This is a genomic window from Azospirillum brasilense (genome assembly GCF_001315015.1).
GTDB lineage: Bacteria > Pseudomonadota > Alphaproteobacteria > Azospirillales > Azospirillaceae > Azospirillum > Azospirillum brasilense.
In genome coordinates this window covers 1,164,529-1,191,274 of record NZ_CP012915.1, presented here as the reverse complement: position 1 = coordinate 1,191,274, position 26,746 = coordinate 1,164,529, and the positions used below count along the sequence as shown (strand labels likewise).

Annotated in this window: 29 protein-coding genes and 1 tRNA gene; 15 read left to right on the top strand and 15 right to left on the bottom strand. The window is 67.7% G+C overall.

Features of this window, described 5'->3' with window-relative positions; all coding sequences use genetic code 11:
- Positions 1-65 precede the first annotated feature (65 nt).
- Positions 66-485 carry a hypothetical protein gene (locus AMK58_RS19115; protein WP_059399296.1) on the bottom strand — a complete coding sequence of 140 codons (420 nt, stop codon included), beginning with the start codon at positions 483-485 and terminating at the stop codon, positions 66-68.
- 28 nt (positions 486-513) lie between these two features.
- Positions 514-813 (bottom strand): cupin domain-containing protein, encoded by a 300-nt coding sequence (locus tag AMK58_RS19110; RefSeq protein ID WP_035678732.1) that lies wholly within the window; start codon positions 811-813, stop codon positions 514-516.
- Positions 814-1,058: 245 nt separating this feature from the next.
- Between AMK58_RS19110 and AMK58_RS19105 the strand changes: the two genes are divergently transcribed.
- On the top strand, positions 1,059-2,951 hold the full coding sequence (locus AMK58_RS19105; protein ID WP_079285412.1) for a DEAD/DEAH box helicase: 1,893 nt from the start codon (positions 1,059-1,061) through the stop codon (positions 2,949-2,951).
- 90 nt (positions 2,952-3,041) lie between these two features.
- Entirely contained in the window at positions 3,042-3,425 is a 384-nt protein-coding gene (locus AMK58_RS19100) for a response regulator (RefSeq protein WP_079285411.1), read from the top strand.
- Between the two features lie 11 nt (positions 3,426-3,436).
- On the opposite strand, the gene plsY is transcribed toward AMK58_RS19100, so the two are convergent.
- From plsY to AMK58_RS19070, 6 genes are read right to left on the bottom strand one after another with little or no spacing between them, the layout of a single operon-like run.
- Positions 3,437-4,030, bottom strand: a complete 594-nt coding sequence (gene plsY, locus AMK58_RS19095; RefSeq protein WP_035678734.1) for a glycerol-3-phosphate 1-O-acyltransferase PlsY — start codon at positions 4,028-4,030, stop codon at positions 3,437-3,439.
- Between the two features lie 4 nt (positions 4,031-4,034).
- Positions 4,035-5,339 carry a dihydroorotase gene (locus AMK58_RS19090; RefSeq protein ID WP_035678736.1) on the bottom strand — a complete coding sequence of 435 codons (1,305 nt, stop codon included), beginning with the start codon at positions 5,337-5,339 and terminating at the stop codon, positions 4,035-4,037.
- Positions 5,332-6,294, bottom strand: a complete 963-nt coding sequence (locus AMK58_RS19085) for an aspartate carbamoyltransferase catalytic subunit (protein ID WP_035678737.1) — start codon at positions 6,292-6,294, stop codon at positions 5,332-5,334. The genes AMK58_RS19090 and AMK58_RS19085 overlap by 8 nt, the downstream gene beginning before the upstream one ends.
- Positions 6,295-6,351: 57 nt before the next feature.
- Positions 6,352-6,858, bottom strand: a complete 507-nt coding sequence (locus AMK58_RS19080) for a hypothetical protein (RefSeq protein WP_035678738.1) — start codon at positions 6,856-6,858, stop codon at positions 6,352-6,354.
- 26 nt (positions 6,859-6,884) lie between these two features.
- Entirely contained in the window at positions 6,885-7,241 is a 357-nt protein-coding gene (locus AMK58_RS19075; RefSeq protein ID WP_035678739.1) for a DUF6152 family protein, read from the bottom strand.
- Positions 7,242-7,259: 18 nt separating this feature from the next.
- Positions 7,260-8,213, bottom strand: a complete 954-nt coding sequence (locus AMK58_RS19070; RefSeq protein WP_035678740.1) for a transcriptional regulator GcvA — start codon at positions 8,211-8,213, stop codon at positions 7,260-7,262.
- Between the two features lie 167 nt (positions 8,214-8,380).
- Between AMK58_RS19070 and AMK58_RS19065 the strand changes: the two genes are divergently transcribed.
- The 3 genes from AMK58_RS19065 to AMK58_RS19055 are packed head-to-tail and all read left to right on the top strand — an operon-like array spanning position 8,381 to position 9,527.
- On the top strand, positions 8,381-8,623 hold the full coding sequence (locus tag AMK58_RS19065; protein WP_035678742.1) for a DUF1127 domain-containing protein: 243 nt from the start codon (positions 8,381-8,383) through the stop codon (positions 8,621-8,623).
- A 19-nt stretch (positions 8,624-8,642) separates the two neighbouring features.
- Positions 8,643-9,110: a GFA family protein gene (locus AMK58_RS19060; RefSeq protein WP_236778240.1), complete on the top strand. Its 468-nt coding sequence runs from the start codon at positions 8,643-8,645 to the stop codon at positions 9,108-9,110.
- 3 nt (positions 9,111-9,113) lie between these two features.
- Positions 9,114-9,527: a GFA family protein gene (locus AMK58_RS19055; protein WP_035678744.1), complete on the top strand. Its 414-nt coding sequence runs from the start codon at positions 9,114-9,116 to the stop codon at positions 9,525-9,527.
- A 16-nt stretch (positions 9,528-9,543) separates the two neighbouring features.
- Here the strand turns inward: AMK58_RS19055 and AMK58_RS19050 are convergent, their stop codons facing one another.
- The 3 genes from AMK58_RS19050 to ruvX form a co-directional block, all read right to left on the bottom strand.
- On the bottom strand, positions 9,544-10,260 hold the full coding sequence (locus AMK58_RS19050) for a hypothetical protein (RefSeq protein WP_137165223.1): 717 nt from the start codon (positions 10,258-10,260) through the stop codon (positions 9,544-9,546).
- Between the two features lie 243 nt (positions 10,261-10,503).
- Entirely contained in the window at positions 10,504-11,433 is a 930-nt protein-coding gene (locus AMK58_RS19045) for an AEC family transporter (RefSeq protein WP_035678748.1), read from the bottom strand.
- 7 nt (positions 11,434-11,440) lie between these two features.
- Positions 11,441-12,001, bottom strand: a complete 561-nt coding sequence (gene ruvX, locus AMK58_RS19040; protein ID WP_035678774.1) for a Holliday junction resolvase RuvX — start codon at positions 11,999-12,001, stop codon at positions 11,441-11,443.
- 135 nt (positions 12,002-12,136) lie between these two features.
- On the opposite strand from ruvX, the gene AMK58_RS19035 reads away from it, so the two are divergent.
- The 5 genes from AMK58_RS19035 (at position 12,137) to AMK58_RS19015 (ending at position 18,426) form a co-directional block, all read left to right on the top strand.
- Complete coding sequence (locus AMK58_RS19035) at positions 12,137-12,676, top strand: GNAT family N-acetyltransferase (RefSeq protein WP_051140600.1); 540 nt, start codon at positions 12,137-12,139, stop codon at positions 12,674-12,676.
- Between the two features lie 282 nt (positions 12,677-12,958).
- Positions 12,959-13,246: an Asp-tRNA(Asn)/Glu-tRNA(Gln) amidotransferase subunit GatC gene (gene gatC, locus AMK58_RS19030; RefSeq protein ID WP_014198426.1), complete on the top strand. Its 288-nt coding sequence runs from the start codon at positions 12,959-12,961 to the stop codon at positions 13,244-13,246.
- On the top strand, positions 13,246-14,727 hold the full coding sequence (gatA, locus tag AMK58_RS19025; RefSeq protein WP_059399295.1) for an Asp-tRNA(Asn)/Glu-tRNA(Gln) amidotransferase subunit GatA: 1,482 nt from the start codon (positions 13,246-13,248) through the stop codon (positions 14,725-14,727). Before gatC ends, gatA begins: the two co-directional genes overlap by 1 nt.
- Before the next feature lie 21 nt (positions 14,728-14,748).
- A complete protein-coding gene (gatB, locus tag AMK58_RS19020; protein ID WP_035678783.1) occupies positions 14,749-16,200 on the top strand; it encodes an Asp-tRNA(Asn)/Glu-tRNA(Gln) amidotransferase subunit GatB in 1,452 nt (483 codons plus the stop codon).
- A gap of 99 nt (positions 16,201-16,299) precedes the next feature.
- Positions 16,300-18,426, top strand: a complete 2,127-nt coding sequence (locus AMK58_RS19015; RefSeq protein ID WP_035678784.1) for a PAS domain S-box protein — start codon at positions 16,300-16,302, stop codon at positions 18,424-18,426.
- Positions 18,427-18,445: 19 nt separating this feature from the next.
- Here AMK58_RS19015 and AMK58_RS19010 read toward each other — a convergent pair whose 3' ends face one another.
- Positions 18,446-18,679, bottom strand: coding sequence for a hypothetical protein (locus tag AMK58_RS19010; RefSeq protein ID WP_035678791.1), 234 nt, complete (start codon positions 18,677-18,679; stop codon positions 18,446-18,448).
- Between the two features lie 198 nt (positions 18,680-18,877).
- Here AMK58_RS19010 and AMK58_RS19005 point away from each other — a divergent pair.
- Positions 18,878-18,971 (top strand) — tRNA-Ser (locus AMK58_RS19005).
- Here the strand turns inward: AMK58_RS19005 and AMK58_RS29815 are convergent.
- Complete coding sequence (locus tag AMK58_RS29815; RefSeq protein ID WP_079285410.1) at positions 18,931-19,113, bottom strand: hypothetical protein; 183 nt, start codon at positions 19,111-19,113, stop codon at positions 18,931-18,933. The two genes, AMK58_RS19005 and AMK58_RS29815, sit on opposite strands and share 41 nt — an antisense overlap.
- A 649-nt stretch (positions 19,114-19,762) precedes the next feature.
- On the opposite strand from AMK58_RS29815, the gene AMK58_RS30595 reads away from it, so the two are divergent.
- A complete protein-coding gene (locus AMK58_RS30595) occupies positions 19,763-19,921 on the top strand; it encodes a hypothetical protein (RefSeq protein WP_156355538.1) in 159 nt (52 codons plus the stop codon).
- Positions 19,922-19,969: 48 nt separating this feature from the next.
- On the opposite strand, the gene AMK58_RS19000 is transcribed toward AMK58_RS30595, so the two are convergent.
- Positions 19,970-20,698: an aspartate/glutamate racemase family protein gene (locus tag AMK58_RS19000; protein ID WP_035678797.1), complete on the bottom strand. Its 729-nt coding sequence runs from the start codon at positions 20,696-20,698 to the stop codon at positions 19,970-19,972.
- 61 nt (positions 20,699-20,759) lie between these two features.
- Positions 20,760-22,208, bottom strand: coding sequence for a helix-turn-helix domain-containing protein (locus tag AMK58_RS18995; protein WP_059399294.1), 1,449 nt, complete (start codon positions 22,206-22,208; stop codon positions 20,760-20,762).
- Between the two features lie 219 nt (positions 22,209-22,427).
- Between AMK58_RS18995 and AMK58_RS18990 the strand changes: the two genes are divergently transcribed.
- Genes AMK58_RS18990 through AMK58_RS18980 form a run of 3 tightly spaced genes read left to right on the top strand, consistent with a single transcriptional unit; the run spans position 22,428 to position 26,616 of the window.
- Positions 22,428-23,960: an acyl-CoA carboxylase subunit beta gene (locus AMK58_RS18990; RefSeq protein WP_035678801.1), complete on the top strand. Its 1,533-nt coding sequence runs from the start codon at positions 22,428-22,430 to the stop codon at positions 23,958-23,960.
- A gap of 23 nt (positions 23,961-23,983) precedes the next feature.
- Positions 23,984-25,984 (top strand): acetyl-CoA carboxylase biotin carboxylase subunit, encoded by a 2,001-nt coding sequence (locus AMK58_RS18985; protein WP_035678823.1) that lies wholly within the window; start codon positions 23,984-23,986, stop codon positions 25,982-25,984.
- Positions 25,985-26,022: 38 nt separating this feature from the next.
- Entirely contained in the window at positions 26,023-26,616 is a 594-nt protein-coding gene (locus AMK58_RS18980) for a biotin transporter BioY (protein WP_079285409.1), read from the top strand.
- The last annotated feature ends 130 nt before the right edge of the window (positions 26,617-26,746 follow it).

Sequence of the window (26,746 nt, the reverse complement as noted above, 5' to 3'; positions counted from 1 at the left end):
CCGGCCTGATCAAGAGGGATTCCGAAATGACATGGCGCCCATGCGTTCACGATGGAGGTACGCTTTCAGCCCGCCGGGCCGCGGGTGCAGGTTGCGCCGATGGCGCGCAGGGCGTTGCGCACCCGCCCGACGCTCTCGCGGTCCGGCAGGCTGTACCACGTGATGGTGAGGGCGACCGGCGCGGCGCGGCGCAGGCCGTGGACGTCGCCGGGGGCGGCCTCGACGACGCGGCCCTGGCTGCCGACGAACCAGCGCCAGCGCTGCCCCTCCCCGTCGGCCAGCGACTGCCAGACCTCGCGGGAGTCCCGGTAATAGGCCCCGCCCCCGGCGTCCGCCGCGTCGGCGTAAAGGTAGAGCGGATTCTCGGGCGACAGCGAGAGCAGCAGGTGCTGGACGGACCGCGGCCCGCCGGAACGGATGACGGCGTCGGGGAGCGGCTCGTCGCCGTCCTGGCCATAGTCGAACATGGTGGAACCGCGGTGCATCGGTCGGTCGGATCGGGCTTGTAAGGGGTCAGCCGGGCTGGAGGAATTCGACCTCGACGAAGACGATGTCGCTGTCGCCGTCGTTGATGACGTTGTGGCTGACGCCGGCCTTGCGGAAATAGGAGCGGCCCGGCTCCAGCGGGAATTGGCGGGCGTTGCCGTCCGGAGCGACGATGGTAAAGGCGCCGGCCGTCACCGGAACGATCACATAGTCGTAGCCATGCACATGGGCGCCGGTCTCCGCCCCCGGCACCAGACGCCATTCGGTGACGCGGGTGCGCTCGTTCTCGACATGCTGGGTGGAAACCGCCTGCGGACGGGTGCTCATGTCTTGGTGCCCTCCTTGCTCTTCTCATTGGGGACTTTTCAAAAGAACAATTCGTGTACCACGAAGCCCGAGCCGCGCCCAGACCGAAGCGCATCCGACACCTTTCCTTGGGACTCCTTTGGCGAGCGGCCCCCCTCCTTTGGGGGATGTCTACCTACGATTGAATCCGTGACCCGGTGACTCCCCGCAGCTTAGCCTTGCCGGTCCATACCGCGGAAACCGTCAGGGAGGGGCGTCAGGCCGGCATGCCAGCGTTGAGGAGCCACCAGACCATGGTTGCCGGCGTCGCCGCGGCCATCGCCCAGCGGCAGACGGACGTGCGGGACGTTCTGGCCGCGGTGACGCCGGGTGGGGGAAAGTCGCTGCTGCCGGTCATCATGGGGGCGGCGCTGATGCGCGCCGGGCTGATCGACCGCATCTGCTGGATCGTGCCACGCGACAGCCTGCGCCGACAGGCCGAGGAAGCCTTCGCCGATCCGCGCTGGCGCGAGGCGCTGGGGCACGGAGTCGCGCTGCGGGCGGCCGAGAACGGGCGCGATCCCTGCCGCGGTCTGCAAGGCTACGTCACCACTTATCAGGCGGTCGCCGCGGCGCCGGACCTGCATCTTCAGGAGTTCCGCCGCCACCGTTACCTGTTGGCGGTGGACGAGTTGCATCATCTGCCCGCCGTCGCCGACAGCGGAGCGGCGACCACGGCGGAGGACGAGACGGCCTGGAGCCGCTCCATCCTGCCGCTGTTGGAAAGCGCCGCCGCCCGGCTGCTGATGAGCGGCACGCTGGAGCGGGCGGACGGGCGCCCCATCCTGTGGCTGCCCTACCGCGCGCCGACGGGGGTGCGGCGGGTGCGCGAGATCGACTTCAAGGCGCCGGGCTGGGCCATCGTCGGCTATTCGCGGCGCCAGGCGCTGGCCGAGAAGGCGATCCTGCCGGTGACCTTCGGGGCGATGGACGGCACCGCCACATGGCTGGACGCGGAGCGGACGACGCGCAGCGTCGATGCGCTGTCCCGCGCCGGGGAGAACACCCGCGACGCCCTGTTCACCGCGCTGCGCACCGGCTTCGCCCAGGCCATGCTGCGCGAGGCCTACCGCTCTTGCCGCGAGCACCGGGCGAAGCGGCGCGCGGCGGCGAACGGTCGGGAGGGCGCGGGGCATGAGGGCGCCGGGTTGGGCAAGCTGCTGGTGATCGCGCCGGACCAGGAGACCGCCCGCAACTACCTCGACACGCTGCGCGGCTGGATGCCCGGCGCGCAGGCGGCGCGGATGGCCCAGATCGCCATTTCCGAACGGCGCGACGCTCAGGAGGTGGTGGCCGCCTTCCGCCTGCGCCCCGAGCCCGCCGTTCTGGTCTCCGTCGCCATGGCCTATGAGGGGCTGGATGCGCCGGCCATCTCGCACGTCGCCTGCCTGACCCACATCCGCTCCCGCCCCTGGCTGGAGCAGGCCATCGCGCGGGCCACCCGCGTCGATCCCCACGCCGGCGCCTACGAGCAGCAGCGGGCGGTGATCTACCATCCCTCCGACATGATGTTCGAGCGGTTCCGCCAGATGGTCGAGACCCAGCAGGGCACGCGGGCCATGGTCAAGACGCGGCGCCAGCACGAATTGCCCTTCGAGCGCACGGTGGAGGCGGAGCCGGAGATCATCCCGCTGGAGTCCAACGCGACGGCCCTGCGCTTTGCCGTGGTGGCTCCCGGCCCCGATTTCGGCAATCCGTCGCCGGGGCGCGATTCGGCCGACCGCCCCTCGGCCGAGCGCCCGTCAAAGGACGGGGTGCAGGTGCCGAGCGCGGTGGAGCACCATCTACGCCAGCGCATCGGCCAGATCGTGGCGGCCCAGGTGATCGAGGACCAGGACAACAACCTCGTCGCCGAGGGGCCGGTCAGCTACCACACCTACAACGCCGTGCTGAAGCGCTGCATGAACAAGGCGCGCTCGGAAATGACCCTGTCGGAGCTGGAGGCCGCCCTCGGCTGGCTGGAGCGCAACCGCATCTCCGACCACCTGCACCTGATCGCCGACGATCCCCAGTACCGCTGGTCGAGCCGCCGCAAGGCGCGGGGGGCGGGGTCGGTCACGGCCTTTTCAAAACCATCCCGCCGGCCCTCACACCATGGTACGGTGAAGCCGACGTCCTAAATAACGCACGCCGACACACTTTTTTGCAGGAGCGAAGACACCGGCCTTCGTAGAATGTGTCGGCCCGTTCGCCACCCGTGGAGGTTACCGGTGCGTTTCGCGAGGCCGCTCAATATTCTTCTCGTGGAGGATGATTCGCTCACCGCCATGGCAATGGCCCGCATGCTGGAAATGGCCCATTGCACGGTCACCACCGTGACGGACGGCGAAGCCGGGCTGAGCGCCTTGGCCGGGGGCGCCTTCGATGCGCTCATCACCGATCTGGTGATGCCCCGGCTGGGCGGCGAGGCGATGATCCGGCAGTTGCGGCTCGATTGGCCTGACCTGCCCATCGTTGTCCTGTCCGCCTCCCCGCCGGAGGACGGAATCCCCGGACTGCAGGACGGGGAGGGCGGACCGCTGGTGATCCTGCGGAAGCCCGTCCTGGCGGGGGAACTGTTGACGGCGATGGATCAGGTGTTCCTGAAGACCTGAACGGAGGTCGGTCAGGCCTTCTTCTTGCCGAAGCTGATCTTCGGCTCCTCGCCCTTCAGCAGGCGCTGAATGTTCGCGGAATGGCGGATGGCGACCAGCGCGGCGATGAACAGGCACAAACCCGCTACCAGCGGCCCGCCGAAGATCCAGCCGAAGATCGGGCTGAGGCCGAGAGCGGTCAGCGCCGAAAGCGACGAGATCTTGAACAGGAAGGCCATGGCGAGCCACGTCGCGCAGGCGATCACGCCGACCGGCCAGGACACCGCCAGCAGCACGCCGAGCGCGGTCGCCACGCCCTTGCCGCCCTTGAAGCCGAGCCAGACCGGGAAGCTGTGCCCTAGCATGGCGCCGCCCGCCGCGAAGACCGCCGCCTCCGGCCCGGCCCAGGCGAGGGCGAGCAGGGCGGCGATGGCGCCCTTGCCGCTGTCCAGGAGCAGGGTGGCGGCGGCCAGCGGCTTGTTGCCGGTGCGCAGCACGTTGGTGGCGCCGATGTTGCCGGACCCGATCTGGCGGATGTCGCCCAGACCGGCCAGCCGCGTCAGCACCAGCCCGAAGGGGATCGAGCCCAGCAGATAGCCCAGCAGGGCCGAGATGAGCAGGGTCACCGCGTCAGCCCTCGAACTGCCAGACGGTGCGCCCGTCGACCACGGTGCGCAGCGGACGGCCCTGGACGGGGCGGTCCTCGAAGGGGCTGTTCTTCGACTTCGACTTGAAGGCCGCCACGTCCACCTTCCACGGCACGTCCAGGTCGAAGGCGATGAGGTCGGCGGGCGCCCCCTTGGCGATGCGGCCGAGCGGCAGGCCGAGGAGTTCGGCCGGCTTCACGGTCACGCAGGCCAGCGCCTTCAGCAGCGGCATGGCGCCCTTGTGCACCAGCTCCAGCGTCAGCGGGAACAGTGTCTCCAGCCCGATCACGCCGCAGGCGGCCTGGGCGAAGGGCAGACGCTTCTGGTCTTGGTCCTGCGGCGTGTGGTCGGACGCGATGGCGTCGATGGTGCCGTCGGCCAGACCTTCCACGATGGCCCGCCGGTCCATCTCGCCGCGCAGCGGCGGGGAGACCTTGGCGAAGGTGCGGTAATCGCCGACGTCCGTCTCGGTCAGGGCGAAGTAATGCGGGGCGGTGTCGCAGGTGACCTTCAGCCCGCGCGCCTTGGCGCGGCGGATCAGGTCCACCGACTCGCCGGTCGAGACATGCGCGAAGTGCAGCCGGCCGCCGGAGAGTTCGAGCAGGCGCAGGTCGCGCTCGATCATGATGATCTCGGCCTCCCGCGGGATGCCGACGAGGCCGAGGCGGGTCGCGCGCTCGCCCGAATTCATCATGCCGCCGCTGGCGAGGCTCGGCTCCTCCGGATGCTGGACGATCAGCTTGTCGAAGGTGCGGGCGTAGCTGAGCGCGCGGCGCATCGCCTTGGCGCTGGCAATCGCCTTGGTGCCGTCGGTGAAGGCCACGGCCCCGGCGCGGGACAAGAGGCCCATCTCGGTGATCTCATTGCCGTCCGTCCCGCGGGTGGCGGCGGCGTAGGCGAAGACCTTGACCAGACGCACTTCGCGGGCGCGCCGGGCGATGAACTCCAGGCTCGCCACCTCGTCGGTCACCGGGTCGGTGTTGGGCAGCAGGACCACGGCGGTGATGCCGCCGGCCACCGCGGCGCGCGACGCGCTCTTGATGGTGTCCTTTTCCTCCTCGCCGGGCTCGCCGATCAGGACGCGCATGTCGACGAGACCGGGGGCGAGGCACTGGCCCTGGAGGTCGACGACCTCGATCCCCTCCGGCACGCCGTCGGCGAACAGGGACGGGCCGAAGTCGGCGATCTTCGCGCCTTCGGTCAGCAGGTCGCCCCGCTGGTCCAGGCCGCTGGCGGGGTCGAGCAGGCGGGCGTTGCGGTAGGCGACGCGGGCGTTGGCGTTAGACATCGGTGCCCCGGCGGTCTCGGGTGAGAAGGTCGAGCACGGCCATGCGGACGGCCACGCCCAGCTCCACCTGATCGAGGATCATGGAGCGCTTGAGGTCGTCGGCGACCTCCGAATCGATCTCGACGCCACGGTTCATCGGGCCGGGATGCATCACCACCGCGTGCGGCTTCGCCACCGCCAGCTTCTCGTAGTCCAGTCCGTAGAAGTAGAAGTATTCGCGGGTCGAAGGGACATACTGGCCGCTCATCCGCTCGGTCTGGAGGCGCAGCATCATCACCACGTCGGCGTCCTTCAGGCCCGTCGCCATGGAGTGGTGGATCTCGACGCCCAGCCGGTCGATCTGGGAGGGGATTAGCGTCGGCGGCGCCACGCAGCGCACCCGCGCGCCCATGGCGTTCAGCAGGTGGATGTTGGAGCGCGCGACGCGGCTGTGCAGGATGTCGCCGCAGATCGCCACGATCAGACCGTCCAGACTGCCCAGGCGGCGGCGGATCGCCAGCGCGTCCAGGAGCCCTTGCGTTGGGTGTTCGTGGTGGCCGTCGCCGGCGTTGATGACCGAGCAGTTGACCTTGTCGGCCAGCAGCTTCACCGCCCCCGAATCGGCGTGGCGAACGACCAGCGCGTCGAGGTGCATGGCGTTCAGCGTCATCGCCGTGTCGATCAGCGTCTCGCCCTTCTTCACCGAGCTGCCGTCCGACGACATGTTGATGACGTCGGCGCCGAGCCGCTTGCCGGCCAGCTCGAAGCTGGTGCGGGTGCGGGTCGAATTCTCGAAGAAGAGGTTGACGATCGTCCGCCCGTCGAGAAGCGACGACTTCTTCGAAGGCTGGCGGTTCTGCTCGACGTAGCCGTCGGCGAGGTCGAGGATGGTGGTGATCTCGCTTGCCGTCAGCCCCTCGATGCCAAGGAGGTGGCGGTGCGGGAAAACCGTCGTGGAATGGGGCGATCCGGTCATGGGCCGCGACTATAGGAGCGGTCCCGGACGCCCGCAAGCGCGCCCTACGGCTTTCCTTCAGACATAGGCGATGAGCCGCCCGCAGGCCAGAATCCCGACCCACAGCGCGAGCGAGGCCGCGCCCGCGAAACGGGCGCCCGGCGGGGGCCGGTCCGCAAGGCTCCAGTCCGCCATCCGACGGTCGCCGAGCCCGTGGAAGGCCAGGATGTTCAGCAGGGCCAGACCGATCAGCGCCAGCTTCGCCAGGAAGGCCGGGTTGCCGGCCAGCGCCGTCGCCTCCGTCGTGAAGAGAAGGAGGCCGGTCGGCACCGCCAGCACGAAACCGGTCACCGCCACCGGCAGAAGCAGCCGCGCCAGCGCGTCCGCCGGCAGCAGCGGTGCCCGAACCCCCATCAGCCGAAGGTCGAAGGCCAGGATCGACCCGACCAGAAGCGCGAAGCCGAGGATGTGGGCGATCTCGACCAGCGGGTAGAGCCAGACCGACTGGCGCAGCGACTCGCCGAGCCCAGACGTCTCCAGCGCAACGAGCCAGCCGGGGCCGGCGGGGGCGAGATCATGGTCCATGGGGCGACCGGGCGCGGGGGCCGCCGTCAGCGCAGCTCGATGGTCTTGTCGGCGGCGGTGATGCGCTCCGCCCGCAGCTCCGCCGGATCGGACTTGGCAGGATAGCCGACCACCGTCACGGTCTGGCCGGGCTTGATCGAATCGGCGGGGAGGCCGCGCGTGCTCATGCGGCTGGGCGGGGCGAGCACGACGTGCCAGACTTTGCCGTCGGCCTGGAGATTGAGCATGGCGTGCGGGTTGTTGAAGGCGATCTGCTGCACGGTGCCGGTCAGCGTCATCTCCTGGCCCGACTCATAGCCGCCCCAGCCATGGTGGGCGGCCGCGGGCCATGCCAGCGAAGCGGACAGCAGGGCGGCGAGGGCGAGTGGGCGTGCGGGCGTCATGGCGCAACCTTTCCCCGGTCAGGAGTCTGGGGAAGAGGTTGTGGCGGACTCCGCCGCGGACAAGGCCCGGCTGTGTCCGGCCGCAGGATCGGCGGCGGCTTCCTCGAACAGCCAGTCGCGGAACGCCTTCACCTTCGGGCGGGAGAAGTAATGGGGCGGGGCGGCGACGTAATAGGCGTAGTTGCCCGGCAAATGGACGTCGAACAGACGGACCAGCCGCCCGGCGGCCACGTCGTCCGCCACCAGGACACCGCGCGCCAGCGCGACGCCGCCGCCCTCCGCCGCGACCTGGAGCAGCAGCGCCGAATCGTCGAAGCGCGGGCCGCGGGCGTGGTCCAGCCCGTCGATCCCCGCGGCCTCGCCCCAGGTGCCCCAGGTGATGAAGTAGTCGTCGTGGAGCAGCGTGTGGTGGCGCAAATCCTCCGGACAGCACAGGGGACGGGGGCCGGTCAGGAGCGAGGGGCTGCACACCGGGTAGATGTCCTCGGTCATCAGCCGCTCGCAGCGCAGGCCAGGCCAGTTGCCGGCGCCGAAGCGGATGCCGATGTCGACGTCCTGCTGGGTGAAATCCACGAGTTGCGGGGTGGTGTGCAGCCGCACCTCCAGCTCCGGATGGCGGGCCTGGAAGCGGCCGAGCCGCATGACCAGCCACTTCGCGGCGAAGCTGGGCATGGTGGAAATGGTCAATGCGCCGGACCCGTCCATGCGGAACAGCCGCTCCGTCGCGTGCGACAGCGTGTCGAGCGCGTCGCGCACCGGCGGCAGGTAGGATTGCCCCGTCTCCGTCAGGATCAGCGCGCGGTTCATCCGGCGGAACAGCGGCATGCCCAGCCATTCCTCCAGCCCCTTGATCTGGTGGCTGACGGCGGCCTGGGTGACGTGAAGCTCCTCCGCCGCCTTGGTGAAGGACAGGTGGCGGGCGGCGGATTCGAAGGCGCGCAGCGCGTTCAGCGGCGGCAGGCGGCGGGCCATGGAACGACTCCGGGATGCGGGCTTCGGATTAGGTTTTCTAATCCAAACTATGAGAAAGCGTCGTTTGTGCGCAAGGACCGGGTGGCCCATCCTCCAGTCACGGAACACAGTCCGGAACGTCGGGCGACAGGCACCGATGAAGACCGGACACAAGAGGAGACGCGGTCATGGCCCAGAGCATGAAGAGCGGCATGAATGGCAGCATGAGCACCCGCACGGACGCGCGGGAGCGGTCCGGCCAAGGGGTCGGCGGTGCGCTGGTCACCCTGTTCGACACCGTGGCGACCTGGAACGAGCGGCGGCGCCAGCGGCGCGCGCTGGAGGCCTTGCCCGACCACCTGCTGCAGGACATCGGCCTGTCCCGCGCCGACGCGGTGACCGAGGCCGACAAGCCCTTCTGGCAGGGCTGATCTCATGACGGACGGCCCCATGACGGACGGCCCTATGACGGATGGCGGGAGCGGGCGGGTCTGGACCGGTGGTTGCGCCTGCGGTGGCGTGCGCTATGAAATCATGGCGACGCCGTCGCCGGTGTCCTTCTGCCATTGCGGCCAGTGCCGGCGCCAGCACAGCCATGTCGGTGCCTACACCACCTTCCCGCGGGACGCGCTTCGCCTGGTGGCGGACGACACCTTGGCCTGGTACGCGTCGTCGGAACGCGCACGGCGGGGCTTCTGTTCACGCTGCGGAACCGGCCTGTTCTGGGACCCGGCGGCGGAACCCCGCATGGATGCCACGGCGGGCAGCCTGGACGAACCGACCGGATTGCAGGCCGACCGTCACATCTGGGTGGACTTCAAGGGTGACTATTACAGCCTTTGCGACGACGGCCTGCTCCGCCGGACCAGCACGGAGCCCGGCAACCAGACCCTCTTCAACGACCCGACGGAGGATTGAGGCATGAGCGGCGACGCGACGTTGACCGGTGGCTGCCTGTGCGGCGCCGTTCGGTACGAGGTGGCCGAGCGGCCCATGGGGGTGGTCAACTGCCATTGCGGCCAGTGCCGGCGCTTCCACGGCCATTTCGGCGCCTACATCACCATCCTGCGCGAGACGGTCGTCATCAAGGCGCAGGACACCCTGTCCTGGTACCGTTCCTCGGCGAAGGCGCAGCGGGGCTTCTGCTCGCGCTGCGGTTCGTCGCTGTTCTGGAGTGGCGACGAGTCGGGGCTGTTCGACATCGCCGCCGGCACGCTGGACCAGCCGACCGGCTTGACGACGCTGCGGCATATTTATGCTGAGGACCAGGGCGATTACTACGCCATCGACGACGGGCTGGAACGCTTCCCGCAGGGCGCTCCGGAACCGCCGTGAACGGTCGCGCAAAGCCTCAGCCAAGGAGGCTGTGGATGGTTTCCAATATGGTCTTGGTATTCACCCTCGCGTATTCGTCGGCGTTGTTGGAAATGACCATGCCGAAGACTTCGGCGTCGCCGCCGTTCTTGCCGCTGGTGAGAGCGTAGGCGTTGGCCGTGCCGCCTGGACTCCACCCGCCCACGCTGTCCAGCGACGCGCCAAGCGCCGAGGTCTTGATTTTGGCCAAGGCGCCTTGAGCGTTCGCGCCGCCGTTCTTCAAATCGACCAGAGAGCTGTCGGCGCCGGGCTTCTTGCTGCTGTCGAACAGGATGCGGAGGTTGCCGCCTTTCTCTGCGCCATTCGGCAGGAAAGCGATGTCGAACATGCCGGTGGTTCCGCCGCTTTTATCGGTCCACATGCTTTCACCCGTCGTTTGCAGCATGTTGGCTACGGCCGGAGGCATTGTCGGTTCGATCAGCCCATTCTTCTCCGCCAGATTCTTTATGGCGGTCAGCGCGGCTCCGCCCGCCGCCCAACCGTTCCTGTCTGCGCTGAGGCCGAAGGTCTGGTCGACGAGATCGCGCACCCTGCCCGTATAGTCCGTGTGCTTCTCCCGCCACTCGGCATGGGCCGCCATCGCTTCGGGCGTGAAGCGTTCCGCGTCGGCGTTCAGTCCGGGCACCGTCTTCGCGGCCGTCACGGCTTGCGCCAGCGAATCGGCGGTTACGGTGAACCTCGTCGCGTTGCTCATCCGGAATTGCGCCTCGGTGGAGAGGCTGACCGTGTCCACAGGCCCGGAGGCCGGCGGTTCCGCCGACGGGGAGGCCGCCGCAACCGGACCGTGTCCTGAAACCTTCCCCAACGCCGCAAAGGAAGGGCTTGGGCTGTGAGACGCTGCGGGAGGGATGGTCATGGCTGAGCAAGTCCATGAGATGAACTATCCAGGGTAGTGTTTGCGCTCGGTTCCTAACGAACCATTAAAGGCGACCGACCGTCATCCCGCCAAGGCGACGACCAGGGGCAGCGTGGCGGCGGAAGCGAGCGTCTGAACGGTGATGATGCCGGCGACGAGCGCGTGGTCGCCGCCCATCTGCCGGGCCAGGACATAGGAACTGGCCGAGCAGGGCAGGGCGTTGAACAGCACCGCGATGGTCAGCGGCAGCCCGTCCACCCCCAGCCACAGCCCGGCGAGCGCCGTCGCGGCGGGGACCAGCAACAGCTTCAGGACGCTGGACAGCGCCACGCCGAGCCCGGCGCCACGCGCCGCGGCGAGGTCCAGCCCGGCGCCGACCGACAGCAGCCCCATCGGCAGGGCGGCCCGCGCCAGGATGCCGACCACGTCCCCGACCACCGGAACACGGCCGATCCCGCCCAGGTTCAGGGCGGCGCCGATGGCGACGGCGATGATGATCGGGTTGCGCAGGATGCCGGAGACGACCGCGCCGACACCGCTGCGCTGCGGCGCGCCGTCCGCCACGCGCCCATACTGCACCATCGCCGTGACGCAGAGCAGGTTGACCAGCGGCACCACCACGGCGATGCCCACCGCCGTCAGCGTCAGCCCGGCGGACCCATAGAGCGCGCTGGCCCCCGCCAGCCCCACATAGGTGTTGGGTCGGATCGCCCCCTGGAAGACCGAGGTGAAGGCCGGACCCTCCAGTCCGATCGGGCGCCGGACGGCGAGCGCCAGGGCGGCCCCGGCAAAAATCCCCGCGGCCATCGTCCCGCCCATGGACCCCATGGACAGGGCGCGCAGGTCGGTGCGCGTCAGCTCGTCCACGATCAGGCAGGGAAAGAACAGAAGATAGGTCAGCCGGTCGAGCGACGGCCAGGCGGTCTCGGGGATCACGGCGCGGCGACGCAATCCCTGTCCGAACAGGATCAGCAGGAAGATCGGGGCCAGCGCTCCGGCGATGGGCAGCATGGGGCCGTCAGGCGTCCCCGTTGTCGCCGCTGTGGCCGCCAATATCGTTGTCGTATTCGTCGCGCTCCCGCTGCTCCCGCTCCATGCGGCGGATGTGGGCGAGCGCGTCCAGGGCGCCCTGCAGGATGTAGGCGGCGGCCATCTTGTCCACCACCTCGTCCCGGCGCTTGCGGGTCATGTCGGCCTCGCCGATCATGAAACGCTCGACCGCGGAGGTCGACAGCCGCTCGTCCCAGAAGGCGATCTCGGCGTCCCAGCCCAGCAGATCGGACCGCTCCATCAGGTTCTTGGCGAAGGCGCGGGTGGATTCGGCGCGCGGCCCCTCCGACCCGTCCATGTTCAGCGGCAGGCCGATCACCAACCCGCCGATCCCGTAATCGCGCAGCGTCCGCGACAGCTCGCGGGCGTCCTGGGTGAACTTCGTGCGCTTCAGCGTGCCGATCGGCGAGGCGACGACGAAATTCGGGTCGGACACGGCCATGCCGACGGTCTTGGTGCCGACGTCGAGGCCGAGCAGGCGTTGGCCCCGGCCCAGGCGGGCGGCCAGTTCGGGAAGCGTATGGATCATGCCGCGAACCATAGAAGCCGTCTGCCGGAACGGCAAGCCCGGCGGAGATGTTGGGCGATGCGACGGCGCGGCGAAGCCGCTTGAGTTGTTTTTTGGCATATTTATTCTAGTGGTTGCGAATTCCGGAGTTCATCCATGCCCACCGCCGCCCCCGTTCCGACTCCCGCGGCTGTGTTCAGCCACCGCCCCTTGACCGACGCCGATATTCCCCACATCTGCCGGTTCGCCCGCAATCGGGAGGAGCTGTATTTCCTGTTCCCCCGCGCGACATGGCCGTTGACTCCGGAACAGGTGCGCGCCTCGTTGGCCGTGCGCCGCGATCCCACGGTGGTGCTGCGCGGCGGCGAGGTGGTCGGCTATGCGAATTTCGCCACCTTCGAAGAGGGATGCAGCGCCAGCCTGGGCAATGTCAGCGCGGCGCCCTGGGTCCGGCGAACCGGCGTGGCGAAGCATCTGGTGCGCATCATGATGGACCGCGCCTTCGACCATCACGGCTTGCCCGAACTTGTGCTGCGTTGCTTCAACACCAACACTCCGGGACTTCTTCTCTACGCCGCGATGGGATTCGTCCCAATCGCCATCGAGGAGCGGACGGCGCCCTGGGGCGACCGGCTTGCCCTGCTCACCCTGCGCATCGACCGGGCACGTTGGGATGCGGGTCGCGGCGAAGGTTGACGCGGCCCAACGTTCGGCGTCGGGCGCCTTCGCGAGTTCAGGCGCTGTGGATGCGCTGGACGAACTCGTCCACCGACCGGCGCATCGTCTGGGCGTGGTCGCCCAGACTGTTGACGGCCGGCAGCGGAACCTGTTGCCGCGCTTTATCCTCCCGGCGTTTTTCCGCCGTCGGTCCGGAGGGGTGTGCCGGTGGACAGGATATCCCTGAATCATTGCGGTAATAGAATTCGGGTGATAGCTTCCAAGCCGTTTTTCCAGACGTTTCGGAAGAGAGTGGAAGGCATGTCGCTCGACAAGGCCACCGTGGCCAAGATCGCGCATCTGGCCCGCATCAAGGTGCCGGACGATGAACTGGATCACCTGGCGGGTGAGCTGAGCCAAATCCTGACCTTCGTCGAACAGTTGGGCGAGGTCGACACGCAGGACGTGCCGCCGATGACCAGCGTGGCCGCGCAAACCCTGCGCCGCCGCAAGGACGAGGTGACCGATGGCGGTTACCGCGACGCCGTCCTCTCCAACGGCCCGGAGACGGCCGAAGGCTTCTACGTCGTTCCGAAGGTGGTCGAGTGATGACGGGACTTACGCATCTGACCATGGCGGCGGCCCTCGACGGCCTCGCCAAGAAGGAATTCACCGCGGTCGAGCTGACCGAGGCCCACGTCAAGGCGGTGGAGACGATCCGCCCGCTGAACGCCTTCATCACCGAGACGCCGGAACAGGCGCTGGCCATGGCCAAGGCGTCCGACGCCCGCCGCGCCAAGGGCGAGGCCGGCCCGATGGAGGGCCTGCCCATCGCGGTGAAGGACCTGTTCTGCACCAAGGGCGTGCTGACCACCGCGGCCAGCCACATCCTCGACGGCTTCAAGCCGGAGTATGAGTCCACCGTCACCAGCAACCTGTGGCGCGACGGCGCCGTCATGCTGGGCAAGGTGAACCTGGACGAGTTCGCCATGGGCTCGGCCAACATCACCTCCCACCACGGCAACGTGATCAGCCCGTGGAGCCCGGGCGAGGTCGGCAATTGGTCGCGCCAGATCGTCCCCGGCGGCTCGTCGGGCGGCTCGGCCGCGGCGGTGGCCGCGCGCGCCGCTCTGGGCGCCACGGGCACGGACACCGGCGGCTCGATCCGCCAGCCCGCCGCCTTCACCGGCATCGTCGGCATCAAGCCGACCTACGGTCGCTGCTCGCGCTGGGGCGTGGTCGCCTTCGCCTCCTCGCTGGACCAGGCCGGGCCGATGACCCGCACGGTCGAGGACGCGGCGATCATGCTGCGCTCGATGTGCGGCTTCGATCCGAAGGACTCGACCTCGGTCGACATGGCGGTGCCGGATTTCCGCGCCGCGCTGACCGGCGACATCCGCGGCCTGAAGGTCGGCATTCCCAAGGAATACCGGGTGGAGGGCATGCCCGCCGAGATCGCCGCGATCTGGGACCAGGGCATCGAATGGCTGAAGCAGGCCGGCGCCGAGCCGGTGGAGATCAGCCTGCCGCACTCCAAGTACGCGCTGGCCACCTATTACATCGTCGCCCCGGCCGAGGCGTCGTCGAACCTCGCGCGCTACGACGGCCTGCGCTACGGCCTGCGGGTCGAGGGCGCCAGCCTGAAGGACATGTACGAGAACACCCGCGGCGCCGGCTTCGGCAAGGAGGTCCGCCGCCGCATCCTGATCGGCACCTACGTGCTGTCGGCGGGCTATTACGACGCCTACTACAACAAGGCCCGTCAGGTGCGCACGCGCATCAAGTGGGACTTCGACGAGGCGTTCAAGACGTGCGACGTCATCCTGACGCCGACCGCGCCGAGCACCGCCTTCGCCATCGGCGAGAAGATGGACGATCCGATCCAGATGTACCTGAACGACGTGTTCACGGTGCCGGCCTCGCTGGCCGGCCTGCCGGGCATGTCGGTCCCGGCCGGCGTCGGGTCGGACGGGCTGCCGCTGGGGCTCCAGCTCCTCGGCCGGCCCTTCGATGAGGAGACCGTCCTGCGCGTCGGTCAGGTCATCGAAAAGGCCGCCGCCGTCACCGCCACCCCGCCGTTCATGGCCTGAGCCGGACGAGAGAAGAGACCGATGTCGTACATTCAGGGCGAAACGGGCGATTGGGAAATCGTGATCGGGCTGGAGGTCCACGCCCAGGTCATCTCGAACGCCAAGCTGTTCTCCGGCGCCGCCACCGCCTTCGGCGCCGAGCCGAACAGCCAGGTCAGCTTCGTCGACGCCGCCTTTCCCGGCATGCTGCCCGTCATCAACGAGCACTGCATCGAGCAGGCGGTGCGCACCGGCCTGGGGCTGAAGGCGCAGATCAACCTGCACTCGGTGTTCGACCGCAAGAACTACTTCTACGCCGACCTGCCGCAGGGCTACCAGATCAGCCAGTATCTGCAGCCCATCGTCGGCAAGGGCGAGATCGTTCTGGACCTGCCGGACGGCTCCTCCCGCACGGTCGGCGTCACGCGCCTGCATCTGGAGCAGGACGCCGGCAAGTCGCTGCACGACCAGCACCCCGCCAAGACCTACATCGACCTGAACCGGTCGGGCGTGGCGCTGATGGAGATCGTGTCGGAGCCGGACATGCGCACCGCGGAGGAGGCCGGCGCCTATGTGCGCAAGCTGCGCTCCATCCTGCGCTACCTCGGCACCTGCGACGGCAACATGGAGGAAGGCTCCATGCGCTGCGACGTCAACGTGTCGGTGCGCAAGCCGGGCGCGCCCTTCGGCACGCGCTGCGAGATCAAGAACGTCAACTCGATCCGCTTCGTCATGCAGGCGATCGAGTACGAGGCGCGCCGCCAGATCGAGATCATCGAGGACGGTGGGAAGATCGACCAGGAGACGCGTCTGTGGGACACGACCAAGTTCGTGACCCGCTCCATGCGCTCCAAGGAAGAGGCGCACGACTACCGCTACTTCCCCGATCCGGACCTGCTGCCGCTGGAGCTGGACGCCGACTGGGTCGAGGGCATCAAGCGCACCCTGCCGGAGCTGCCGGACGACAAGAAGGCCCGCTTCATCAGCGAGTACAAGCTGTCGCCCTACGACGCCAACGTGCTGGTGTCTGAGAAGGCCCGCGCCGACTTCTACGAGGCGGTGGCCAAGGGCCGCGACCCGAAGCTGGCCGCCAACTGGGTCACCGGCGAGCTGTTCGGCTATCTGAACAAGGCCGGCAAGGAGATCGAGGAGAGCCCCGTTTCGGCGGAAAACCTCGGCGGCCTGATCGACCTGATCGCCGACAACACCATCTCCGGCCGAATCGCCAAGGAGGTGTTTGAGGCGATGTTCGAAACCGGCGAGAAGCCGGCCGACATCGTCGAGAAGAAGGGCCTGCGCCAAGTCACCGACACCGGGGCCATCGAGTCGTCCATCGACGCCGTGCTGGCCGCCAACGCCGACAAGGTGGCGGAGTTCCGCTCGGGCAAGGACAAGCTGTTCGGCTTCTTCGTCGGTCAGGTGATGAAGGCGACGCAGGGCAAGGCCAACCCGGCCCTGGTCAACGAAATCCTGATGGCCAAGCTGAAGGGCTGATCGGCAACGGCTGTGACGCCACGCCGGAAGACGGTGCGGCGTCATAACCGTTGATTTTATTCTCCCGTCGGTTTCAAGTGAGGCCGGCGGGAGGCCCTTATGATTGCAGTTTCGCTGACGGTGGCGCTGTTTGCGCTGTTCGCCGGTCTCCTGGCCGGGTTTCTCGCCGGTTTGCTGGCGGCGCGGCGCATTGGGCGAAGGCCCTTGGCGGAAAACACGGCTCCTCCCCCCGTCGTGACGGAAGAGCGGTTGCGGGCCATCCTGGACACCGCCCCTATCGGCGTCCTCATCAACACGCGCGACGGCGACAACCTCTACCACAGCCCCAGTGCCGCAACCTGTTTCAAAGTCAGCGGCGAGCAACTCCAGCGCGACGGCATGTGGCCGCTCTATCATGACCCGCGGGACCGTCGGGCCGCCATTGATCGGCTCTACGCCGATGGTCTCTTCGATGGACAGGAGGTGTTGCTGCGTCGCGGCGATGGCGACACCTGCATGGGCTCGCTGAGTTCGACCGTCATCGACTTCGAAGGGCAGCGCTGTCACATCAGCTGGTTCTATGATCTGACGGAACAGAAGAAGGCCGACGCGGTTCGCCGCGATCTGGCCGATCGTCTGGAAATGGCGCTGGACGCCACCGGGGCGGCGGTGTGGGACACCGATATCCCGCGGGGGACCTGCTGGTGGTCCGACAGCTTTCCGCGCATGCTGGGCTACGCCGAGCGACCGGAGATGCCGGCCGACTTCTGGAATGTGCGCTTGCATCCTGACGACCGCCAGCGCGTGCTGACCACCATCGATGCCCACCTGCGGGGCGAGACCGCAGCCTATGCCTATGATTACCGGCTGCGACGCGCCGATGGCGATTGGATGTGGATCGCAGCGCAGGGGCGGGCGATCCGCGACGCCGCCGGGCAGGCGGTGCGCTATGTCGGCATCATGACCGACATCACCGAGCGCCGCCGCCAGGAGGAAGAGGTCCGTGCCGGCAAGGAGCGGCTGCTGCGGATCCTGGAGGCCAGCCCCATCGCCGTGAACATCACGCGCCGCGACGGCCTGCTGGTGTTCTGCAACACGCAGTCGGAGATCATTCTGGGCCGGTCGCGCGACGACCTGCTGCCGATGCCCGCCGAACGGCTGTACGCCGATCCGGCGGACCGCCAAGCCCTGATCGAACGTTTCGAACGGGAAGGCCCTTTCCGCGACGCCGAGGTGCGCTTTCGCAAGCCGGACGGAACGATCGTCTGGGTGTTGTCGAGCTGGGGTGAGATCGAGATGGACGGAGAGCCGGCGCTGCTGACCTGGCTCTACGACATCAACGACCGCAAGGCGGCGGAAGCCGCCATGGAGGCCGCCCGCGACGAGGCGGAACGCGCGCTTGCCGACCTGCGCGCCGCCCAGGAGAGCCTGATCCAGGCGGAGGCCATGGCCTCGCTGGGCCAGCTGGTCGCCGGGGTCGCGCACGAGATCAACACGCCGATCGGCATCGGCCTCACCGCCGCCAGCCACATCGCCGAACAGGCCCGTGACCTGCGCGTCCGTTTCGATTCGGGCGCGCTGAAGAAAACCAACTTGGCCGAGTATCTGGATGCGGTGACGGAGGCCGCCCGCCTGCTGGTGTCGAACATGAACCGGGCGGCGGCGCTGGTGCAGAGCTTCAAGCAGGTGGCGGTGGATCAGACCTCCGGCGAGCGGCGAGCTTTCGATCTGCGGACCTACATCGACGAGGTGCTGTTCTCCCTGCGGCCTCGTCTGAAGCGCACGCTGGTGACGGTCGAAGTGGATTGTCCGGATGGGTTGGAGATGGACAGCATTCCCGGCGCGCTGAGCCAGGTGCTGACCAACCTCGTGATCAACGCGTTGATCCACGCCTATGGTGAGGAGCAGCGGGGAACCATACGGATCGCCGTCCATCCGGACGGTGGCGATCACGTGATCATCGACTTTTCCGACGATGGGTCCGGCATTCCCGAAGACCATCTGTCCAAGGTTTTCGAACCCTTTTTCACGACCAAGCGTAGCGAGGGCGGTTCGGGTCTTGGACTGCACATCGTGCAAAGCACCGTGACGGGCGTGCTGGGCGGTACGGTGGCTGTGCGGTCGGTAACCGGGCAGGGCACGGGCTTCACCCTGCGTCTGCCACGCCGCATCGCGCGGGAGGCCGCCGTGCCGAATGCCCAGCCGCCTCAACCGGGATCGGTGTCGGGGTTGGTCATGCCGGTCTGACGGACGCCGAGAGATTGCTTCAGGCGTGCAGATCCTGGAGCTGCAAATGCTTGGGCCGGCGGCCGCGCCGCTTGGGCGCCGCGAACGCGGCCGTGGTCCCGTTCTCGCCGCGAACCTCGGCTTTCAATTCCTGAACGCAACGCAGCAGCAGTTCCTTCTCACGAAGGTCTTCGCGGTCGGTGATCTCCAGGCAGCTCAGCTTGATCTCGACCAGATCGATCAGCGTTTCGGCGCAGCGGCGTGACAAGCTCATGGCGTCCCCCTGACCAAAGATTGCTATCGCGTTCTGGTGGTAAACTACCTCCAATTTTCTAAAAAGTATATAAAATTTTATACAGATTTCGTTCCTTTCGGCCTTGCTCCAAATTTTTGGCGAGTAAGCGTTGACAGGCCCCATCCGGATCGTTAGAACGCACCCACGCCAGCGGCGCCACAGAGCGCCGACCCGGTAGGAGGGGTGGCCGAGAGGCTGAAGGCGGCGGTTTGCTAAACCGTTATAGGGGCTCAAACCCCTATCGTGGGTTCGAATCCCATCCCCTCCGCCACCCTCTCCGTTCTGAATTTTTGCAGCGTTTGCAAATTTTGCAGCAGCAGCTTGAGGCGAACCTGTTCGGCCACTTGGCGCCACTGCGTTTTGGCGGCGTCGGCGTTGTTCTGGGTGAAGGCGGTGGCGATGAAGGCCGACACTGAACTGGACTGGCCGCTCCCTGCGCGGTTCCGGTGGCCGATCTTTCGCGGCTGGCGAGAAGCTGCTTACGATCAGCCTGACGATGGGACACACCCGCGCTACTGTGCGCAGCTACGTCCACGCGCAGCAATTTCCTGAGCGGGCCGCACGGGAATCCGGGCTTGGCATCCTCGCTCCGTACCGTGAGCACCTCGAAGCCCGCCTTGCCGCGGGCAACGAGAATGCCGCGGCGGGAACTCCAAGACCGCGGCTTTTCCAGATTGACCAAGCGGGTGCGCCACTGGCTGAGCCAGCGGCGCACCACCCCGGCCAAGGTCACGCCGCACACGTGGCGCCCCAGTCCCATAGAATCCGCGTCAGCCTCGTCTGCTGGTCTGTTCCCTGGCCTGATGTCGTCCCGGCAACTGGGATGGCGGCTGGTGCAAGCGCCGCAGAACCTTGACGCTGCCGCAACTGAGGCCATCGCCCGGATTTCTCAGGACCCGGAGGTCGCCAAAGGTCGCGGCTTGATACGCCGCTTTGCTGAACTGATCAGACGCTACGGAGTGCGATCGGATCCGACTCCCGCCACTCCCTCCACCGTTTTGGGCGCTTGGCTCACCGACGCGCTGTCCTGCGGCATCCCAGCCGTCGAACCCTTCTGCCGGCGTGAGGCAGGACAAGGCAGCCGTCAAAGCAGCGCTCACCATGCCCTGGAGCAGCGGGCAGGCAGAGGCGCAGGTCAACAAGCTGAAGCTGATCAAGCGTCAGATGTACGGACGCGCCAGCTTCGATCTGTTGCGCCGTCGCGTCCTCCTCCCAGCCTGATCCATGAAAACTATGGGAGAACCCGTTTCCCGGGCGAAGCTCATTCGCTTACTCGCCCAGGGCGAAGGCCACCGCGGCGTCGGTGTGGAGCGCCGTCGTGTTGAACATCGGGAAATCCGGCCGGTCGGCCTGATCGACCAGCAGAAAGATCTCCGTGCAGCCGAGGATCACCCCCTGCGCTCCGTCGGCGGCCATCCGGTCGATGATCTCCAGGTATTGGGCCTTGGACTCCGGGCGCAGGTCGCGCCGGACCAACTCGTCGAAGATGATGCGGTCCACCGTCGCCTTGTCGGCGTCGGACGGCACCATGATCTCGACCCCAAAGCGCTCCTTGTAACGGCGGCGCAGGTCCTCGGAGAGCATCGTCGCCATCGTGCCGAGCAGCGCGACCCGCGACAGGCCGGCGGCCCGCATTGCGGCGCCGGTCGGGTCGGCGATGTGGATGAAGGGGGTGGCGCGCTCCGCCATGATCGGCTCGACCACGCGGTGCATGGTGTTCGACACGCACAGGATCACGTCGGCCCCGGCGCGCTCCAGCGCGTCGACCTTGCCGGACAGATACCGCTGCGCGGCGTCCCATTCGTTCTGGCGGACGAAATGCTCGATGTTGCCGAAGTTGACGCTGACGATGACGATCTCGCCGTTGTCCCAGCCGCCGAACTGGGCATTCAGCCCCTCGTTCAGCAGGCGGTAATATTCGGCGGTGGCCTGGTTGCTCATGCCGCCGAGGACGCCGATGGTCTTCTGGGGCAGGGGCCGGGCGGTGGGCGTCGTCATGTCGTGATCCTATCGGTTGGCCCGCGGATGATAGAGCGGCCGTAGCGGAATCGCCAACCGTTCAGGCCTTCTCCACGGACCGACCCTCCTGGGTGAACAGGTAGGGGACGAAGCTGCGGTGGTGCTCGTCCACCGACAGCTGGCTGCCGATGGGCGGGAAGGCGCGCTGCTGGCAGTCGGTGCGCTCGCAGATGCGGCAGTTCACGCCGATCGGTACGGCGGCGGCCTCGTTGGAGGTGTCGATGCCGGCGGCGTAGACGATCTCGTTGGCGTGGGTCGCCTCGCAGCCCAGCCCGACGGCGAACTGGCGCGACGGCTTCAGATAGGCGCCGCCGCGCTTGGTCACCGTGCGGGCGATGCCGATGTAGGTGGTGCGGTCGGGCATCGTGGCGAACTGCACGAGGATCTTGCCGGGCTGGGCGAAGGCCTCGTGCACGTTCCACAGCGGGCAGGCGCCGCCGAAGCGCGCGAAGTGGAAGCGCGTGGCGGAATGGCGCTTGGTGATGTTGCCGGCCATGTCCACCCGCACGAAGTAGAAGGGCAGGCCCCGCGCCCCCGGCCGTTGCAGGGTGGACAGCCGGTGGCAGACCTGCTCGAAGCTGGCGCCGAAGCGGCTCTGCAACTGCTCCACGTCGTGGCGCAGCGCGCGCGCCTGGGCGGCGAAAGCGCGGTAGGGAAGGACCAGCGCCCCCGCGAAGTAGTTGGCGAGCCCGACCCGGCAGATCGACTGGGCATCCTCGCTGGAGAACTTCGCCTGGACGACCAGATCCTCGATGACGTCGCCGAAGCCCAGCAGGGCGATCTGGTGGGCCATGTGGAAGGCGCGGCTGGGGCCGTTCAGCAGGGCCGAGAGGCGCAGTGTGCCGGTGCTGCCGTCGTAGCTGCGCATGGCCGTCTCGCCATCGTCGGCGACGATCTTCACACGGACGTCGTGCCGCCGCTTCAGATAGGCGGCCAGCTCGTTCAGCAGGGCGCCGGAGTGGATCTTCTCCGTGTTCCAGAGATTTTCCGCCGCCTCGTCCAGCGGGCCGATGTAGTTGTTGCAATAGTGGAAGTAGTCGCGGACCTCCTCGTAAGGGAACTGCGGCCCGGCGAAGGCGTCGCTCGGCTCCTGGTTGGACAGGCTGTCGGCCAGCGACTGCACCCGCTCGTGAAGCTTCTGGTAGGCCTGGTGCAGGCTCAGCACGCGGCGGGCCAGCTCCGGGCTGGAGCCGACGGCGCTGCGCAGTTCGGCGTTGGTCAAGGGCGCCCCGGCGAACAGCGGGTCGGCCAGGGCCTCGCGCAGGTCGGCGACCAGACGGCTGTCCTCGTCCTCCACGAAGTTGGACAGGTCCACCTCGAACACGGCGGAGATCTTCAGCAGCACCGGCAGGGTCAGCGGGCGCTGGTTGTTCTCGATCTGGTTCAGGTAGCTCGGCGACAGGTCCAACGTCTTGGCCAGCGCCGCCTGGGTCAGCCCGCGCTGTTCGCGCAGGCGGCGGAGCTTGTAGCCGAGGAAGAGCTTCTGCATGGACCCGCCTATCACCCGAAGATTATGCCGAAGTGCATATTTGCAATCTTGGCAAACCGCGCGCTGCGTTTGCAAAGATGTTCGCAACTTCGCACATTTTTCCCGCCCGGCCAATTGCCCTGTTGCAAATCTTGTGAATAATCCAGGCGTTCCGGTGAGGGGACCGCTGCCACAAGGTTCGCAAGGTCCTCCGCCGCTCGCCAAAGTGGGAAACGCCTGATGCAAGAAATTCTGGCCAAGTTGGACGCCATGCGCTCCGGTGCGCGGCTGGGCGGCGGCGAAAAGCGCGTCGCCGCGCAGCACGCCAAGGGCAAGCTGACCGCGCGGGAGCGCATCGAACTCTTCCTCGACGAAGGCTCGTTCGAGGAGTTCGACATGTTCGTGCAGCACCGCTGCAACGACTTCGGCATGGAAGGCCAGAAGGTTCCCGGCGACGGCGTGGTCACCGGTCACGGCACGGTGAACGGGCGTCTCGTCTTCGTCTTCAGCCAGGATTTCACCGTCTTCGGCGGCTCGCTGTCGGAAGCCCACGCCGAGAAGATCTGCAAGATCATGGATCAGGCGATGAAGGTCGGCGCGCCGGTCATCGGCCTGAACGATTCCGGCGGCGCCCGCATCCAGGAGGGCGTGGCCTCGCTCGGCGGCTACGCCGAGGTGTTCCAGCGCAACGTCAATGCCTCGGGCGTCATCCCGCAGATCTCCCTGATCATGGGGCCGTGCGCCGGCGGTGCGGTCTATTCGCCGGCCATGACCGACTTCATCTTCATGGTGAAGGACAGCTCCTACATGTTCGTGACCGGCCCGGACGTGGTGAAGACGGTCACCCACGAGGTGGTGACGGCGGAGGAGCTGGGCGGGGCGATCACCCATTCCAGCAAGTCCGGCGTCGCCGACATGGCCTTCGAGAACGATGTCGAGGCGCTGCTCCAGCTCCGCCGCTTCATCGACTTCCTGCCGGCCTCCAACCGCGAGCGGGCGCCGGAGCGTCCCTGCACCGACCCGATCGACCGCGACGACCTGTCGCTCGACACGCTGGTGCCGGAGAACCCGAACAAGCCCTACGACATGAAGGAGCTGATCCTCAAGACGGTCGACGAGGGCGACTTCTTCGAGCTTCAGCCCGATTACGCCAAGAACATCATCATCGGCTTCGGCCGCATGAACGGCAGCACGGTCGGCATCGTCGCCAACCAGCCGATGGTGCTAGCCGGCTGCCTGGACATCGACAGCTCCAAGAAGGCCGCGCGCTTCGTGCGCTTCTGCGACGCCTTCGAGATTCCGATCCTGACCCTGGTGGACGTCCCCGGCTTCATGCCCGGCACCTCGCAGGAATACGGCGGCATCATCAAGCACGGTGCCAAGCTGCTGTTCGCCTACGCCGAGGCCACCGTGCCGAAGATCACCGTCATCACGCGCAAGGCCTACGGCGGCGCCTATGACGTGATGGCGTCCAAGCACCTGCGCGGCGACATCAACTACGCCTGGCCGTCGGCGGAGATCGCGGTGATGGGGCCGAAAGGTGCTGTGGAGATCATCTTCCGCGGCGACATCGGCGACACCGCCAAGATCGAGGCGCGCACCGAGGAGTACCGGCAGAAGTTCGCCAACCCGTTCGTGGCGGCGTCGCGCGGCTACATCGATGACGTCATCATGCCGCACGGCACCCGCCGGCGCGTCATTAAGGCGCTGTCCATGCTGAAGAACAAGCAGCTCCAGAACCCCTGGCGCAAGCACGACAACATCCCGCTCTGAAGGCGCGCCGCCCCATGACGACCCTGTTCTCCAAGATCCTGATCGCGAACCGCGGCGAGATCGCCTGCCGCGTCATCCGCACGGCGCGCCGCCTGGGCATCAAGACGGTCGCCGTCTATTCGGACGCCGACAAGAACGCCCTGCATGTCGAGATGGCCGACGAGGCCGTCCACATCGGCGCCGCCCCCTCGGCGCAGAGCTACCTGCTGATCGACCGCATCGTCGACGCCTGCAAGAAGACCGGCGCCCAGGCCGTCCATCCCGGCTACGGCTTCCTGTCGGAGAAGCGCGAGTTCCAGGAGGCACTGGCCGCCGCCGGGATCGCCTTCATCGGCCCGGACGCCCACGCCATCCAGGCGATGGGCGACAAGATCGAGTCCAAGAAGTTGGCCAAGGCCGCGGGCGTCAGCACGGTGCCCGGCTATCTGGGCGTCATCGCCGACGACAGCGAGGCGGTGACCATCGCCCGCGACATCGGCTATCCGGTGATGATCAAGGCATCGGCCGGCGGCGGCGGCAAGGGCATGCGCGTGGCCTGGAACGACGAGGAGGCCCGCGAAGGCTTCCGCTCGGCCCAGAACGAGGCGCGCTCCTCCTTCGCCGACGACCGCGTCTTCGTCGAGAAATACATCCAGCAGCCGCGCCACATCGAGATCCAGGTGCTGGCGGACGGGCAGGGCACGGCCCTCTATCTGGGCGAGCGCGAATGCTCGATCCAGCGCCGCCATCAGAAGGTCATCGAGGAGGCGCCGTCGCCCTTCCTCGACGCCGCCACCCGCAAGGCGATGGGCGAGCAGGCCGTGGCGCTGGCCCGCGCCGTGGACTACAAGTCCGCCGGCACGGTGGAGTTCATCGTCGATGCCGAGCGCAACTTCTACTTCCTGGAGATGAACACCCGCCTCCAGGTGGAGCATCCGGTCACCGAGCTGGTCACCGGCCTCGACCTCGTCGAGCTGATGATCCGCGTCGCGGCGGGCGAGAAGCTGACGCTTCGCCAGGAAGACATCAAGCTGCACGGCTGGGCCATCGAATCCCGCGTCTACGCCGAGGACCCGTTCCGCAACTTCCTGCCCTCCACCGGCCGGTTGACCCACTACCGTCCGCCGTCGGAGGACCCGCATGTCCGCGTCGACACCGGCGTCTACGAGGGCGGCGAAATTTCCATGTACTACGACCCCATGATTGCCAAGCTGTGCAGCTGGGGGTCGACGCGCGACGCCGCCATCGCCCGCATGCGCGAGGCGCTGGACCAGTATTACATCCGCGGCGTCAGCCACAACATCCCGTTCCTCGCTTCGCTGATGGCCAACCAGCGCTTCGTCGACGGCCGGCTGACCACCAACTTCATCGCCGAGGAATACCCGACCGGTTTCCACGCCACCGACCTGCCGCCGGACGACCCGGCGATCCTGATCGCCGTCGCTGCGGTGATCCACCGCTGCCTGAACGACCGCGACATCCAGATCTCCGGCAAGATGCCGGGCAACAAGGTCCGGGTGCGTGACGACTGGGTTGTCGTGATGGACGGCGCGCAGCACCCGGTCCATGTCCACCCGACGGACGGCAGCCCGCAGCGCATCGGCTACACCGTCGATTTCGAGGGCAGGCACCATGTGGTGTGGAGCGACTGGACGCTCGGCCAGCCGCTGTTCCGCGGCACGGTGAACGGCGCGCATGTCTGCGTCCAGGTGGACCGCGTCGGCGTCGGTTACCGCCTGTCCCACTCCGGCGCCCAAGCGCTGGTCAAGGTGTTGACGCCCAACGCCGCGCGGCTCGACGCGCTGATGCCGGTAAAGGCGCCGCCGGACATGTCGAAGTTCCTGCTGTCGCCGATGCCCGGCCTGCTCGTCTCGGTCGCCGTGACCGAGGGGCAGGAGGTCAAGGCCGGCGAAGTGCTGGCCGTGGTCGAGGCGATGAAGATGGAAAACATCCTGCGCGCGGCGCAGGATGGCACGGTGTCCAAGGTGCACGCGACGCCCGGCTCCAGCCTGGCGGTCGATCAGAAGATCCTGGAGTTCGCGTGAGCCAAGCGGGCTCCGACATATAGGGAAAGGTAAGGACGATGGCTTTCGCAAACACGCTTTCGCAGCGTGCCGCTTCGCTTCTCGAGACGGTCGCCCCGCGGGGCGGCCTGCTCACCGCCGCCACCGCGGCGGTTCTGGGCAGCCTGCTCCTGGCCGCCTCGGCCAAGGTCCAGGTGCCCTTCTGGCCGGTGCCGATGACGATGCAGAGCATGGTCGTCATCCTGCTCGGCATGGCCTACGGCAGCCGCCTCGCCACGGCGACGGTCCTGCTGTACCTGCTGGAAGGCCTCGCCGGTCTGCCGGTCTTCGCCGGTCCGGGCGCCGGCCCGGCCTACATGGCCGGCCCGACCGCCGGTTACCTGCTGGGCTTCGTCCTGGCCGCCGGCGTCACCGGCTTGCTGGCCGAGCGCGGCTGGGACCGCAGCCCGCTCAAGGCCGTCGGCGCCCTGGCGATCGGCCATGCCCTGCTGTTCGTTCCGGGCGTGGCCTGGATGGCCGTCCTGTTCGGCGGCGAGAAGGCTGTCGCTCTCGGCCTGACGCCGTTCCTGGCCGCCACGGTCCTGAAGACCGCACTGGGTGCCGCGATTATGCAGGCCGCCTGGAAGGTCGTCGCCCGCCGGTCGCAGGCTTAATCAGGCTGGGTTTGCCCCCTCCCTAACCCTCCCCCGCCTTTGGCGAGGGAGGGGACTGGTCTCCCTCCCCTGCGAAGCGGGGGAGGGCCGGGGTGGGGGCAAGCGCCCCATCCATTTCATTGATCGTTCC